This window comes from Citrobacter sp. CK185, from assembly GCF_030333565.1.
In the GTDB taxonomy this organism is placed as follows: domain Bacteria; phylum Pseudomonadota; class Gammaproteobacteria; order Enterobacterales; family Enterobacteriaceae; genus Citrobacter_B; species Citrobacter_B koseri.
Genome location: NZ_JAOWFR010000026.1, coordinates 498,821 through 513,936 on the forward strand (window position 1 = coordinate 498,821; position 15,116 = coordinate 513,936).

General features: G+C 53.5%; 13 protein-coding genes. 2 read left to right on the top strand and 11 right to left on the bottom strand.

The window, feature by feature from the left end; translation table 11 throughout:
- Positions 1 to 17: 17 nt before the first annotated feature.
- Both tap and tar read right to left on the bottom strand, forming a co-directional pair.
- A complete protein-coding gene (gene tap / locus OGV79_RS17060; protein ID WP_134769322.1) occupies positions 18 to 1,619 on the bottom strand; it encodes a methyl-accepting chemotaxis protein IV in 1,602 nt (533 codons plus the stop codon).
- Positions 1,620 to 1,661: 42 nt separating this feature from the next.
- Positions 1,662 to 3,320, bottom strand: coding sequence for a methyl-accepting chemotaxis protein II (gene tar, locus OGV79_RS17065; protein ID WP_286468741.1), 1,659 nt, complete (start codon positions 3,318 to 3,320; stop codon positions 1,662 to 1,664).
- A gap of 404 nt (positions 3,321 to 3,724) precedes the next feature.
- Between tar and OGV79_RS17070 the strand changes: the two genes are divergently transcribed.
- Positions 3,725 to 4,993 carry a dicarboxylate/amino acid:cation symporter gene (locus OGV79_RS17070; protein ID WP_047463133.1) on the top strand — a complete coding sequence of 423 codons (1,269 nt, stop codon included), beginning with the start codon at positions 3,725 to 3,727 and terminating at the stop codon, positions 4,991 to 4,993.
- A gap of 106 nt (positions 4,994 to 5,099) precedes the next feature.
- Here the strand turns inward: OGV79_RS17070 and cheW are convergent, their stop codons facing one another.
- From cheW to flhD, 6 genes are all read right to left on the bottom strand, one after another.
- Positions 5,100 to 5,603, bottom strand: coding sequence for a chemotaxis protein CheW (cheW, locus tag OGV79_RS17075; RefSeq protein ID WP_024130249.1), 504 nt, complete (start codon positions 5,601 to 5,603; stop codon positions 5,100 to 5,102).
- A 21-nt stretch (positions 5,604 to 5,624) separates the two neighbouring features.
- Entirely contained in the window at positions 5,625 to 7,658 is a 2,034-nt protein-coding gene (gene cheA / locus OGV79_RS17080) for a chemotaxis protein CheA (RefSeq protein ID WP_286468742.1), read from the bottom strand.
- A 4-nt stretch (positions 7,659 to 7,662) separates the two neighbouring features.
- Complete coding sequence (gene motB / locus OGV79_RS17085; RefSeq protein WP_012131957.1) at positions 7,663 to 8,589, bottom strand: flagellar motor protein MotB; 927 nt, start codon at positions 8,587 to 8,589, stop codon at positions 7,663 to 7,665.
- A complete protein-coding gene (motA, locus tag OGV79_RS17090) occupies positions 8,586 to 9,476 on the bottom strand; it encodes a flagellar motor stator protein MotA (protein WP_047463125.1) in 891 nt (296 codons plus the stop codon). Before motA ends, motB begins: the two co-directional genes overlap by 4 nt.
- A 124-nt stretch (positions 9,477 to 9,600) precedes the next feature.
- Positions 9,601 to 10,179 carry a flagellar transcriptional regulator FlhC gene (gene flhC / locus OGV79_RS17095; RefSeq protein WP_024130246.1) on the bottom strand — a complete coding sequence of 193 codons (579 nt, stop codon included), beginning with the start codon at positions 10,177 to 10,179 and terminating at the stop codon, positions 9,601 to 9,603.
- Between the two features lie 2 nt (positions 10,180 to 10,181).
- The gene (gene flhD, locus OGV79_RS17100) at positions 10,182 to 10,532 is read right to left on the bottom strand and encodes a flagellar transcriptional regulator FlhD (protein ID WP_024130245.1); all 351 of its coding nucleotides are present in this window, start codon (positions 10,530 to 10,532) and stop codon (positions 10,182 to 10,184) included.
- A 793-nt stretch (positions 10,533 to 11,325) separates the two neighbouring features.
- On the opposite strand from flhD, the gene uspC reads away from it, so the two are divergent.
- Entirely contained in the window at positions 11,326 to 11,754 is a 429-nt protein-coding gene (gene uspC, locus OGV79_RS17105; protein WP_012131952.1) for a universal stress protein UspC, read from the top strand.
- A 6-nt stretch (positions 11,755 to 11,760) separates the two neighbouring features.
- On the opposite strand, the gene otsA is transcribed toward uspC, so the two are convergent.
- From otsA to araH, 3 genes are all read right to left on the bottom strand, one after another.
- Positions 11,761 to 13,182, bottom strand: a complete 1,422-nt coding sequence (otsA, locus tag OGV79_RS17110; protein ID WP_047463122.1) for an alpha,alpha-trehalose-phosphate synthase — start codon at positions 13,180 to 13,182, stop codon at positions 11,761 to 11,763.
- Complete coding sequence (gene otsB / locus OGV79_RS17115) at positions 13,157 to 13,960, bottom strand: trehalose-phosphatase (protein WP_047464023.1); 804 nt, start codon at positions 13,958 to 13,960, stop codon at positions 13,157 to 13,159. Before otsB ends, otsA begins: the two co-directional genes overlap by 26 nt.
- A gap of 165 nt (positions 13,961 to 14,125) precedes the next feature.
- On the bottom strand, positions 14,126 to 15,112 hold the full coding sequence (gene araH / locus OGV79_RS17120; RefSeq protein WP_024130242.1) for an arabinose ABC transporter permease AraH: 987 nt from the start codon (positions 15,110 to 15,112) through the stop codon (positions 14,126 to 14,128).
- Between the last annotated feature and the right edge of the window lie 4 nt (positions 15,113 to 15,116).

A 15,116-nucleotide genomic window follows, 5' to 3' on the forward strand; every position in this document is an offset into this window, starting at 1 on the left:
CGCCTTCTCAATCACATTCAGGATACAACGGGTACCGCTTGCGGCGGCGCCGACTCTTGTTGTGTTACGACTTGCTCTTCAAGCTTAAATACCGCGACACGGGCAGAGAGATGGTCTGCCTGGTTCGCTAACTGATCGGTGGCGGCGGCGGCTTCTTCGACAAGCGCGGCGTTTTGTTGCGTCACCTGATCCATCTGGCTGACGGCTTGCGCCACCTGCTCAATTCCTCTGCGCTGTTCATCGGAGGCCGAGGCGATTTCGCCCATGATGTCGTTCACCTGGGTTACCGAGCTGACGATCTCCGTCATGGTATTCGCGGCGGTGTCCACCAGTTGCGATCCCTGATGCACACGGTTTACGGACTCCTCAATCAACCCTTTAATCTCTTTGGCCGCCTGTGCGCTGCGGCTCGCCAGGTTACGCACTTCACCTGCGACAACGGCAAAACCGCGCCCCTGCTCACCGGCCCGCGCCGCTTCGACCGCCGCATTCAGCGCCAGAATATTGGTCTGAAACGCAATGCTGTCGATAACCCCGATGATGTCGCCAATTTTCTGCGAACTGGCGGCAATATCCTGCATTGTGCTGGCCATACGCGAAGCCTGGTCGCCGCCTTTTTTCGCGGTATCCGCCGCGCTTTTCGCCAGACCGGAGGCCTGACGGGCGTTATCGGCGTTCTGCCCGACCGTTGCCGTTAGCTGCTCCATACTGGCTGCGGTTTGCGCCAGCGACGCCGCCTGCTGTTCGGTACGCGACGACAGATCGTTATTGCCCATCGCGATTTCCGAAATGCCGGTATGCATCGCTAAACTGCCCTGCCGCACGTCGCTGACCGTTTCGCGCAGCGCCTGCTGCATGGCCTTCAGGCTGGCGAAAATAGCGGAAATCTCGTTGCGCCCATACACGGCGATCGGCCGCGCCAGGTTTCCGTCCGCAATGCTGTCAAAATGGCTGCCGATAATCGCCAACGGCTGAACAATCATTTTGCGTGACCAGAACAGCGCCCCGGTGGTTAACAACGCGGCGACGATCACCATCGTGATAAAAATGATCGCCGAGCGGTGATAATTGTCTTTTCCCTGTTCGCTGGCCGTCTCCAGAACATGGTTGATATTCTGCTGCCAGGTAGTGACGTTGGCGTCAAAGGCGTCCTGCGATGCCTGTACCGGCGCGGTCAGAAAATCCGACAGCTGGTTGCTTTCAAGCCAGGTGGCCTGATGCTCCAGATCGCTATACCACTGCGTATAACTCTTTTCCGTGGCGGCCTGTAACGCTTTCCCCTCTTCCGTACTCGCCTCTGTCACCATAAAACCTTTAAACACAACGCCGGACTGCGCCAGGCTTTCCCGGGCGGTGGTCATCAGCTGTTTGATATCCTCGGGCGGATAGCTCAGCGCGGTTAACGTTCCGGCTTTATTCAGCGCGGTACTGGCCTGTAATAAAACGGCGCGTGTTTGCGCCAATGCTGCGCGTTGCTGATTACTCTGCTCGACCTGGTTCAGACTCTGAAACCCATCGCGAAATGCCCAAAAGGACAAGCCATTACTGCCAATCTGCAAAACACCGCAGAGGATCAAGATTAAAAACAGCGTGGTCGAGATTCGAATACGATTAAACATCAACGCTCCCATTAGGCGGCAAAGGCCACGATTAAAAGACGATCAAAATGTTTCCCAGTGAGTATCTTGTTCAGTTGCAAGCTGGCGCGGTTGCGCTGTACGCGACGCCGCTGTGGTTGTATTCAGGTCTGTTTTTACGGTTAATGGACGAGATGCCAGACGAAACGCGGATACCGCCATCGTTAAACGGCTGGCCTGCTCTTCCAGCGCGGCCGCTGCGGCCGCCGACTCCTGCACCAGCGAGGCGTTCTGCTGCGTGACGCGATCCATCTCAGAGACGGCCAGCGCCACCTGATCGATCCCGCGGCTTTGCTCATCGGAAGCCGACGCGATTTCACCCATGATGTCCGTCACGCGGGTCACGGCGTTGACAATGTCTCTCATCGTTTCACCGGCGCTTTCCACCAGCACGGAGCCGGTATCCACCCGCGAAACGGAATCTTCAATGAGCGCTTTGATCTCTTTCGCCGCCTGCGCGCTGCGGCTTGCCAGGTTACGCACTTCCCCTGCCACCACCGCAAACCCGCGCCCTTGCTCCCCGGCGCGCGCGGCTTCAACCGCAGCGTTCAGCGCCAGAATATTGGTCTGGAATGCAATGCCGTCGATAACGCTGATGATGTCGGCGATTTTCTTCGAGCTGTCGGCAATTTCATGCATGGTGTTGACCACGCCATCCACCACTTTCCCGCCGTGTTGTGCGGTGTCGGAGGCGCTTTGTGCCAGGTGCGACGCCTGACGGGCATTGTCGGCGTTCTGTTTCACCGTCGCGGTGAGCTGTTCCATGCTGGCAGCCGTCTCTTCCAGCGCCGACGCCTGCTGCTCGGTGCGGGAGGAGAGATCGGTGTTGCCCGCAGCAATTTCGCTGGTGCCGGAATAGATGGCGTCAGACCCTTCACGTACCTGAGTCACCGTCTCAATCAGCGAACGCTGCATATGATCAACGGTTCCCGCCAGTTCACCGATCTCATTGCGCCCGGAGACGGTCAGCGTATTGGTCAGGTTGCCGCTGGCGATGTCACGAATATGGGCAATCACTCGCGCCAGCGGATTCAGCAAGGTATGACGAATGCCGTACCACACCACAACCAGAATCAGCACCAGGACAATGGCCAGAATACCCAATTGCCACTGGGCAAAATGGTAGTCACGCGCGCTCTCATCAAACGCCTTGCTGTACAGTTTTTCGCTCACGCCAGCGTATTTGCCCAGCGCTTCGCCAAGTGCGTTCTGCATCCCCTGGGTTGGCTGCGCGAAGTAGGCATCCATGTTGCCGTTTTCGAGGAACTGAACCAGTTCCGCCAGCGCCGCATGGTATTGCTGGTATTTTTCATCCACATTGCCGCTGGCTTCCGCCATCTCCGGCAGCGGATTGATATTTTTGAAGTTGGCATAATGCGTTGCCGCCTGCTCCAGCGTGCTTTTGGCGTTTTTTAGCAGGTCGTTTTTCGCGCTGCTCTGCTGATTAGAGGCATCCATCATCATGCGGGCCGAAGAACGGCTCAGGTTAATACGCGTTTGCAGCATGAGATCCCATGTCGAGGTCAGTTCGCTCTGCTGCTGGCGTAAATCATTTGAAATAACAAAACTCTGCTGGTTCTGCTGTAATGACGAAAACAACAGACCACCGGAAACAAGCTGTAGCAGTGCGAAAACCCCCAGCACCATCATCAGCATTGTGACAACGCGGATACGGTTAAACATAAGGCACCTTCCTGAAAACGAGTTATCAACGTTATCGGCACCAGAGAAGAGAACTTTACATTTGCGAAAAGGAAATAGAAGCAGGAAGCGCCGATCGGCGGATCGCGGCTGGCGGTTTTGGGGCGGCAACCAGACATTGACAGAAAAACATCATTATTATCATTATATTAACATTCATCACCTTCCTGGACAGTTTGCATTTTGCCGACAAAAACGATGCTTATGTGACTCCGATCACATAAGCACAGCCGTCAGAACACAACAAAATGAATAAATAATAAAAAATAGTTGTATCCCCCTGCGCTTTAATTCAATTTATATGATGAATATTTCAGTGCGACTCAATAAATAAAACAAAAGCGTTACTGACAACAACATGTTAAATCCAGCCAGAGGGCTTTTCAGTGGCAAGTGCAAACAAACTCACGTTATTTATCGTGATCTTCATGCTGGCAGGCATCCTGTCAGGCGCGGTGATTCACTCTTACGCGTCACAGGAGGCGATCGCCGCCTGGTCCGATAACATCACGCTCCTCACCGATATTTTCTTACGGCTCATTAAAATGGTGATTGCCCCGCTGGTCTTCAGCACGCTGACCGTGGGCATCATGCGTCTGGGCGAAACCGCCACTATCGGCCGCGTTGGCGGTAAAGCGATGGTCTGGTTTATCAGTTCTTCCGTGTTGTCCATTCTGGTGGGGCTGTTTATCGTGACGATTGAGCATCCGGGCAGCGGTCTGAATCTGGCAATTCCGGCAGAATCGGTCGACACCGGGCTTGCGGTGGGCGGTATGAGCTTAAAAGGATTCCTGTCGCACACCATTCCGACCAGCATTGCCGGGGCGATGGCCAATAATGAAATTTTGCAGATCGTCGTGTTTTCCATGTTCTTCGGTATTGGCGGCGCGTCGCTTGGCGAGAAATTCAACGCGCCGCTGGTCGCCGCCCTGGATGTGGTTTCACATATTATGCTGAAGGTAACCGGCTACGTGATGTACGTTGCGCCACTGGCCATTTTTGCCGCGATCTCCTCGGTGATCGCCACCCAGGGGCTGGGGATTCTGCTTAACTACGCGTCGTTTATCGGCGGCTACTATGTGGCGATTCTGCTGACCTGCCTGGTGCTGTTGGCCGTGGGCTATATGGTGCTGAAAAAAGAGGTGTTCCGTTTAGTCAGCATGTTGAAAGATCCGGTGCTGGTCGCCTTTACTACCAGCAGCTCTGAAGCCGCTTACCCGAAAACGCTGGAACAACTGACGAAGTTTGGCTGCTCACGCAACATCGTGTCGTTTGTGCTGCCTATTGGTTACTCTTTTAACCTCGTCGGCTCAATGGTGTACTGCTCTTTCGCGTCGATGTTTATCGCGCAGGCTTATAATATTCATCTCTCTTTTGCGGAAATTACGGTGCTGATGCTGACGCTGATGCTGGCGTCAAAAGGAATTGCAGGCGTGCCGCGTTCTGCGCTGGTGGTGCTGGCCGCCACGATTCCGAGCTTCAATATTCCGGTGGCGGGCATTTTGTTGCTGATGGGGATTGACCATTTTCTTGATATGGGACGTTCCGCCATTAACGTGTTAGGAAACGGGATTGCCACCGCGATGCTGGCGCAGAATGAAGGTTTGCTGGAAGAGGACGCGGAAGAACGCGTTCCGCAGCAGTTAGTGGGGTAATTTATTTGCCGGATGGCGGTGTAAACACCTTATCCGGCCTACATACGGCGATGTGTCATGTGTAGGCCGGATAAGCGAAGTGCCATCCGGCACGGGCAGTCAACGGTTATGCAACGTGGGAAGCGGCGATATCAAGCAGCGCCATCTCATCGCTGTTCAGCAGTTTCTCAATGTTCACCAGGATCAACATACGTTCGCCAAGCGCGCCCAGACCGGTCAGATATTCCGTAGACAGGGTAACGGCAAACTCCGGCGCCGGGCGAATTTGCTCCGCCGTCAGCGACAGCACGTCAGACACGCCGTCCACCACAATCCCTACCACGCGTTGTCCCAGATTCAACACGATGACCACCGTGTTATCGTTATACTCAACGTCGCCCTGGCAGAACTTCACGCGCAGATCGACAATCGGCACAATCACGCCGCGCAGGTTCGTCACCCCTTTAATAAAAGAAGGCGTGTTGGCGATGCGCGTGACCTGATCGTAGCCACGGATCTCCTGCACTTTCAGGATGTCGATACCGTACTCTTCATCTCCCAGTGTAAATACCAGGAATTCCTGACCTGACGGCTCGCCGGCCAGTTTGGTTACATTACTCATACCGGTCATATAATTACCTTTCTCACTCAATCAGGCGGCTGTGATCGCCATACGTTGTTCACGGTTTAAACCCTGCAATGCGGAGACATCAACGATCAGCGCCACGCTGCCGTCGCCCAGAATCGTCGCCGCAGAAATGCCAGGCACCTTGCGATAGTTGCTTTCCAGGTTTTTCACTACCACCTGGTGCTGTCCAATAAGCTGATCAACCAGCAGTGCGTAACGGCGACCGCCGCTTTGCAGGATCACCACAATGCCCTGCGTGGCTTCAGTTTTGGCGCCAACGACATCAAAGACTTTCCACAGTTCCACCAGCGGCAGATACTCGCCGCGCACTTCCAGTACGCGCTCGCCTCCGGCCAGCGGGTGCAGATCGTCTTCACGCGGTTGCAGCGATTCCATTACCGCATTCAGCGGCAGAATGAACACTTCGCCCGCCACGCGGACGGACATCCCGTCCAGAATAGCCAGCGTCAGCGGCAGCAGAATGCGAATGGTGGTGCCCGTCCCCTGCTTCGACTGGATTTCAACGTGGCCGCCCATCTCCTGGATGTTACGTTTCACCACGTCCATGCCCACGCCGCGACCGGAAACATCCGTCACCTGCTCGGCGGTGGAGAAGCCCGGCGCAAAAATCAACATGCCCACTTCTTCATCGGTCATGTTTTCGTTGACCGCCATCCCCTGAGAGACAGCTTTCGCCAGAATGCGCTCGCGGTTCAGCCCCGCACCGTCATCGGTCACTTCAATGCAGATATTGCCGCCCTGGTGTTCAGCGGAGAGGATCAGATTACCGATCGCATTCTTCCCGGCTTCAAGGCGTGTTTCCGGCATCTCGATACCGTGATCGAGGCTGTTGCGCACCAGGTGGGTTAATGGATCGATAATGCGTTCAATCAGACTTTTATCCAGTTCCGTCGAGCTGCCGACGAGGGTCAGTTCAACCTGTTTGCCCAGTTTCCCCGCCAGGTCGCGCACCAGACGCGGGAAACGGCTGAAGACGTACTCCATCGGCATCATACGAATCGACATCACCGACTCTTGCAGATCGCGGGCGTTACGTTGTAACTGACCCATGCTGGTGATGAGATCGCCATGATTAACCGGGTCCAGTTCATTAGAACGCTGGGCCAGCATTGACTGAGTAATCACCAGTTCGCCGACCAGGTTGATCAACTGGTCTACTTTCTCAACCGCCACGCGAATACTGGTTGACTCTCGCTCACGGGCCGGCTTTTCACGCTCGGCGCGCCCGGACTGCGGTTCGCTGGCGGCGGTTTTGGCAACAGGAACCACTCCGGTCGGTTGCGGCGTAGTTGCCACAGCAACCGGCTCTTCGACCTGCGCGACCGGGGCTGAGGAGACCGTCTCAAAGGCTATCTGATCGGCTTCAATCACAAAGCAGAGCACCGCAATGATGTCATCTTCCGCAATCGTGCCGTCGAGGGTCGCGGACAGCGAATCCTCGCCTTTCACCACATCCGTTAAGGTGGCCAGGTTGCCCAACTCTTCTTCAAGCAGATCGACTTCATTGGCTTTCAGGCGCGAAAGAACCACGCGCAGTTTGCTCTCTTCCGCGCTGTTTTCCTGTGCGACTGCCTCTTCCTGTATCGCCGTACCGTCGACGACGCTCAGTTTGGCAGCGTTAACCACCGCCGGAGCGGTTTCCCCTTTCGCCTCGAGCGCTAACTGACGTAACGCGTTGCAGATATATTCGAAGCTTGCGGCATCCGGCTCTTCCGAGCTTTTATAGGCGTCGAGCTGTTCCTGCATAATATCTTTCGTTTCCAAAAACAGGTTGATAATGTCGGTATTGAGCTGCATCTCACCGCGCCGGGCTTCATCCAGCAGGTTTTCCATCAAGTGGGTTGTTTCCTGCAAAACGGTAAAGCCGAAAGTACCTGCGCCGCCTTTAATGGAGTGCGCCGCACGAAAAATGGCATTCAGTTGCTCAGAGTCCGGGGCTTCAGGCGCCAAATCAAGCAGGTGCTGCTCCATGTCAGCCAACAGCTCGTCAGCTTCATCAAAAAATGTCTGATAAAAATCGCTAATATCCATGCTCACGCTATCACCTCGGATTGGCTGGTGGCGATGTGGGAACGCTTACCGGCGGGAGTGCCGCTGGCTGTTGTAAGACACTTACCGGCTCATTCTGGCTTTCAGCGTTTTCATGCAAAATGGCCTCTTCTGCCTGCTTGTTCAACACCAGCAGACTTATACGGCGGTTGATGGCGTCATCAGGACCGCGATCGCTCAGACGCATCGTGGCGGCCATGCCTACCACCCGTAATACTTTTCCATCATCCAGACCGCCAACCACCAGTTCGCGACGCGAAGCATTGGCGCGGTCGGCCGACAATTCCCAGTTGCTGTATCCCCGTTCGCCGCTGGCGTACGGGAAATCATCCGTATGACCGGAAAGGCTGATGCGGTTAGGAATACCGTTCAACACCGGCGCAATACCACGCAGAATGTCACGCATGTAAGGTTCAACCTCCGCGCTGCCCGTCTTAAACATCGGGCGATTCTGGCTGTCGATAATCTGAATGCGCAGCCCTTCCTGAACCAGGTCAATCTTCAGGTGCGGCCGCAATGCGCGCAGTTTGGGATCGGACTCAATCAGCTGATCCAGGTCGCCGCGCAATTTGCTCAGACGGCTCTGCTCCATACGCTTTTTCAGTTCATCAATATTGGGTTGCTTGTTCACTTCACCCTGCTGCTGGGTGTAGTCCTCGCCGCCGCCGGGGATCGGACTTTCACTGTTCGCGATGCGATGTCCGCCCGTTATCGCTGTTGCCAGTGGCGTACGGAAATATTCGGCAATTTGAATCAATTCTTTAGGACTGGAGATAGAAATCAGCCACATGACGAGGAAAAAAGCCATCATCGCCGTCATAAAGTCGGCATAAGCAATTTTCCAGGAGCCATGCGCCCCGCCGTGACCCTTATGTTTCCGCCGTTTTACGACGATAATTGGATGGGGCTGATTCTTCATGCTTCCTCGGTCGTCGTCTGCTGCTGGTTCGGGTTTCTCACTGCACGTACGTGCTCTTCCAGCTCAATGAACGAAGGTCGTTCGCTGGAATACAATGTTTTACGACCAAATTCGACGGCGATCGGCGGCGCATAACCGTTCAGGTTAGAAAGCAGTGTGATTTTTACGCACTGCATCATTTTGGTGGTTTCAGCGCTCTTTTGACGCAGCACGCTGGCGAGTGGCGAGATAAACCCATAGGCCAATAAAATCCCGAGGAATGTCCCCACCATCGCATGGGCGATCAGCGCCCCCAGTTCAGCCGCCGGACGATCGGCGGAAGCCAGCGCATGGACAACCCCCATGACCGCCGCAACGATACCAAATGCCGGTAATGAATCGCCCATCAGCGCCAGGCTGTTGGCAGGAACTTCCGCCTCGCTTTCGTGGGTTTCAATTTCCTCATCCATCAGCGCCTCAATTTCAAAGGTATTCATGTTGCCGCTGATGATCAGGCGCAGATAATCGACGATAAAATCAAGCATGACCGCGTCGGCCAGAATACGCGGATAGCTGGCAAAAATTTCACTCTCTTTCGGGTTTTCAATGTCACGTTCCAGCGAGAACATCCCCTGCTGGCGTGATTTGGCCATCAGGCGATAGAGCAACGCCAGCAAATCCATGTACATCGCTTTTGTGTATTTCGAACGACGAAACAGTAACGGGATCGCCTTTAACGTCCCTTTGATCGCTTTGCCGTTGTTACCGACAATGAATGCCCCGATCCCCGCACCACCGATGATGACGAATTCAGCCGGTTGATAGAGTGCTCCAAGGTGTCCGCCGGTCATCATGTAACCACCGAAAACTGTACCGAGAACTACCAGGTAACCTAATAAGATAAGCACGACATCATCCTTCCGCTGTTGACTAAAACAGGATGTACAGTCGGGCGAATAACACGTCGGCAAGGCAAAAAAAAGCAGCGGTAATCACTTACCGCTGCTGGAGTGTTTGTCCACACCGTATCGGTTAAACAGCCTGTTCGATCTGTTCATCCAGCAGTTGTGGAATAATATCGGCAGCATTTTGGGAAAGTTTACGTCTTTTTACTGCGCGGGACGGCGGCTGGCACAAACTACAGGCAAAACTCCCCGCAGGCTGATGCGCATGGGTAATAAAATTCCCGCCACAGCAATTACAGGTCGATAATTCAAGCAGCCCGCTTTCCACGAAACGCACCAGCGTCCATGCGCGTGTTAACGCCAACAATGGCCCGTCTTCCGCCTGCGGGCACTGTTCCAGATACAGACGGTACGCTTTAATGACCGCATCCACGCCGCTGCACAGACCGGTTTTGAGTAAGAACTGCCAGGCGTTGCAAAACATGGAGGCATGAATGTTTTGCTCCCATGTCATAAACCAGTCCGTTGAAAAAGGAAGCATACCTTTTGGCGGAGGACTGCCGCGTAACTCTTTGTATAATTTGATGAGGCGACCACGACTTAACTGCGTTTCGCTTTCCAGCATTTGCAAACGGGCGCCCAAAGAGATCAATTCCATCGCTAACTGGATATCGCGAGCTTCCTGAACAATGCTTTTTTCACTCATCATCAAGCCCTTTTCTTACGCGCCGCATCATCGGCCTGATTCACATCGTGTAACAGGCGTGTTGAAAGCATGATACCGGTATGAATTTGCTGAAGATCGTCAACGCGAGAATCCTGGGTCAGCTGGGTAACTGTCTGGTGGTTGTCAAAACGGAAATGACATACCAGCTGGTTTGTTTCGGCCAGTTTAACCATTTGTGGAAGAGTCAGAGTACCCAACGTGTTCGCCATCTCTTCACTGATACCAAGGCGGAACATCGCGGATGCTTTGTCCTGAACGATCAGACGCTGTGCAAGGAGTAAATATGACAGATTGATGTCATAAATGTGTTTCAGCAACTCGGATGTATGCATTGTTCCCATCCAGAATAACCAACTTTATTTTTATGCGGTGTAACCGCACCCCGTGATGTCGCCGGGAATCCCCGGTAAAAAAAGCAAAAAGGTCAAATGCATAGCCACGCCCAGGCACCGATGCATACAGTAAAACCCCCCTTAATGGGGTGTCAGGTTTTTACACGTTTACATGATTTATTACAAAATGCCTAAGATTTTTCCTAATTCGACGCAACTCTACTCGTCAGCACGAACACATACAACGGAGCCGGGCTGCGAATTTGAGAAATATGTGATCCAGATCACATAAATCATCCAAATACTTAACATAAATCCATCAGTTGAACTTTTATTTTGATTATTTTTTAGCCTTTCGTTCAGTTTTTCTATTCCAGATACACGAATATGTGCGTAAATAATCACTCATGCGGTATGTTTAGCACCGTTAAAATAACATCTGAAAATATCCCCCTTTCTGAATATTCCTGTCGGGGACATAAAATAATTTAATCGTTTCTAAACAACCACTTAAATATTAAGCAGGGTTAACCAATAGACGGTATCTATGATGCATAACAAGTTAATTTTTGTTACATCGTAATTAACATTTTGTTTTCATAATTGGTCGATTTAAGTTAAAGCGCGTAATAACGTTTACAATGTGCGTTATGCCACTATTCCATTTATAAGAATAATTAATGAATTATTATGATAACCTTCACACTATCGTCACAGGAAAACATTGCAGAATTCGACTAAACAGAGTAAAGCTGAAGAAGAAACCTCATATTCTTGCAATAAGGAGCGAGTTATGAGCTATACGCATATTCTTGTCGCCGTCGCCGTTACCCCCGAAAGTCAGCAGCTGTTAGCGAAAGCTGTCTCCATTGCTCGTCCCGTCAATGCCCGCATTAGCCTGATTACCCTCGCCTCTGATCCCGAGCTGTACAATCAATTCGCCGCCCCCATGCTGGAAGATTTGCGGGAGGTGATGCATGAAGAGACGCAGGATTTTCTCGACAAACTGAGTGCGAAGGCCGACTACCCGATTGAACAAACGTTCATTACTTACGGGGAGTTAAGCGCGCATATTCTGGATGTGTGTCGTAAGCAGCAGGTGGATTTGGTCATTTGCGGCAATCATAATCACAGCTTCTTTTCGCGAGCGTCCTGCTCAGCGAAAAGTGTCGTTAGCGCCAGTGAAGTTGATGTATTGCTGGTCCCGCTTGCCGGTGATTAGCGGGCGTCAGGCAAGCTTTGGGAAGGTGGCGACCTTATTGCGATGCAGCATTTCAGCGCTACGTGGCGCGACATCCTTTAGGTCGCGAATAAACCGTTGCTGCCAGTGATTAATATCATTTTTAATAATCGTCTCAAGCATTTCCGCGTGACGTGAAATGCGTTCGGCAAGCGGCATGGTCAACGCGCGGTGGAGCGCTACGGCCACATCGTCCCGATCATAAGGGTTAACAATGAGCGCGGACGTCAACTCATTCGCCGCACCGGCAAACTGCGACAAAACGAGAACGCCGGGATTTGCCGGGTCCTGCGCGGCGACAAACTCTTTCGCGACCAGATTCATACCATCCCGCAGCGGGGTCACTAACCCGACATCCGAGTAGCGGAACACCTTCATCAGCAGCTTGCGATCAAAGTGCTGGTTAAGATAGTAGAGCGGCGTCCAGCCAAGCTGTCCATATTTACCGTTGATACGCCCTGCTTCCGTCTCCAGTTGGTGACGGATATCCTGATAAGCCTGCACTTCACCGCGCGAGGTCGGCGCTATTTGCGTATAGCGAATTTTCCCGTGGTGCTGGGGGTATTTCTCCAGCAGCGCTTCATACGCCTGGAAACGCTCCGGTAATCCTTTGGAGTAATCCAGACGCTCGACGGAAAAAATGTTTTGCACATTTTTCAGCTCCGCTTTTAGCTGCGCCAGTTTCGGCGGTAACGGCCCGGAAGCCTGTTGTGCGATCTCGTCAGGTTCAATGCCAATAGGATAGACCTCAGTACGGAAGGATTTTCCCCATGCCGAGTGACTCTTACTGCCGCGCGTGGTTACTCTGGTCTGGCTTGACAGACTGTCCAGAAACGCCAGGCGGTCGTTTTCCGTCTGGAATCCCAGTAAGTCAAAATCACACAGTTGTTCCAGTAGCGTATCGTGCGGCGGCAAGGCATTGAAAATTTCCGGCGTCGGGAAAGGGATATGCAAGAAAAAGCCGATGCGATTATTCACGCCCCGCTTGCGCAATTCACTGGCAAACGGCAATAAATGATAGTCATGAACCCAGATAATATCGTCATCTTTCAGTAAGGGCAGCAGCTTATCCGCCAGCAGCGCATTCACCCGTGAATACCCTTCCCACGCGGGGCGCTGGAACTGCACCAGATCGAGTCGATAATGGAAGGCAGGCCATAAGACCGCATTCGAAAACTGGCAATAATATTCCTCGTAGTCCTGCTCGCTCAGATTAAAAGACGCCCAGGTCATATTGCCTCGTGTGACCTTTTTTAACGGCTTATCCTCGTTGCCCGTCTCGCCACTCCAGCCGAACCACAATCCGCCCGCCGCTTTCAACGCGCCCAGTACGCCAACTGCCAGGCCACCCGCGCCGCCTTTATTATCCGGGGGAGCAATTCGATTAGATACTACGACTAAACGACCCATAGCCATCTCTCCTGTCATTCATTAATTTTTTTTCTTGTTGTGGATTGTTAATTTCTTCCAGCCAGCGCCAGACCTCAGGAACGCCTGCCAGACGTCCTGTTGCCCGGGTCGCCCCGGCACCCACTTTGACTGAAATCCCTCCCAAATTATTGACGACGTCAAAGCCCGCCTCATCCGTCAAGTCATCGCCCACAAAGACAGGGATACGCCCTGCAAATGGCGCTTCTTGCATAAACGCGGCAATGGCCTCCCCTTTGTTCGCGCCTTTCGGTTTAATTTCCACCACGCATTTACCCGGCTGAAGCGCAAGCTGCGGCCATTTCTGCGTAATGTGCTGCGCCAGCGCCAGCAACGTCGCCTCATGCTGCGGCGCCTGCCGGTAATGCAGCGCAAAGGCCATGCCCTTCGCTTCCAGTTCCGCCCCTGGAAGATTTCCCAGCGCGGCGTGCAGCCGCGCGCTGACATCGCGTGCTATCGCCTGCGGAAGGCGCACGATATGGGTATTACCATTGATGTCACGGCGTTCCGCCCCATGCACCCCGGCGAGGGGAAAGCAAAAGGGGGCTGAGAGCGCATCAAGCTCAGCCATTGAGCGCCCTGAAATCAATGCCAGCGCCCCTGCGTTATGCGTCGAGAGGCGGTGTAACAGCTGGAGAATATTGTGCGGCACCACCACCTGATCCGGGTGTGGTTTAATCTCCGCCAGCGTCCCATCAAGATCGAAAAAATAAGCATAGTTTGCGGACAGTTCGGGGGATACGGTTAACGGTTCTGCCACCCTGTTCTCCTCCTTAATCATCGTTTTTGAGGCGCGCGGATCGGCCCCATTAGCCATGTAAGTATAGACAGTGTGACGCTGCTCGCCATTTAGAAAGACAATAGCCAGCCGGGGTAGCGGCTGGCTATCGGGAGGAGCTAAACTGAATAGTTACGGTTTATTTCATTAAACGGTGCGCTTCGCCTTTTGTTTGTAACGGTCGAAGATTACCGCTGCCAGCAGGATTAAGCCGCGCACGACGTACTGTGCAAAGGGGGAAATGTTCAGCAGGTTCATGGCGTTTTCCACCGTCCCCAGGATCAACACCCCCGCGACCACATATGAGATTTTTCCGATGCCGCCCTTGAGGGAGACACCGCCTAATACGCAGGCTGAAATCACAATCAGTTCATAACCAATGGAGGTCATTGGCTGGCCGCTGGTCATGCGCGACGCCAGGATAATCCCCGCCGCCGCCGACACCAGCCCGGAGAGAACGAAGATAATGATCTTCGTGCGTACTACCGGCACCCCGGCCAGACGCGCCGCTTCTTCATTCCCGCCAATCGCCAGCGTATTGCGGCCAAACGTGGTTTTATTCAGCAATAAACCAAAGATAACCAGGCACCCTACCGTTAACCAGATCGGCGCAGGCAGCCCAAACCAGTTGGCATACCCGAGGGTGAAGAAGCGCTCATCTTCAATCCCTACCGCTTTACCGTCAGAGATGATATAGGCCAGACCACGGACAATCTGCATCGTGGCGAGCGTGGTAATCAGGGCGTTGATCTTTAAACGCGCGATAACAAAACCGTTCACCAGCCCGCAGAGTATGCCCAGCAGCAGCCCGGCCGCCACGCCAATCCACAGGCTTTCGGTCATATTGATGACCACCGCGGTGGTGACGCCGGCACAGGCAATCACCGAGGCGACGGAGAGGTCAAAATCGCCGGACGCCAGACAAAACAGCATCCCGCACGCCACCATACCCGACATCGAAATCGCCAGCCCCAGCCCCTTCATGTTGATGAACGTGGCAAAGTTAGGCACAAAGATCGCACACGCCAGGAACAGGACGGCGAACACCACCAGCATGCCGTATTGATCCCAGATACGCCCGAAGCTAAACGGCGACTTAGGTGCGCCAGAACCGGATGTAGTTACAGAAGACATCTTA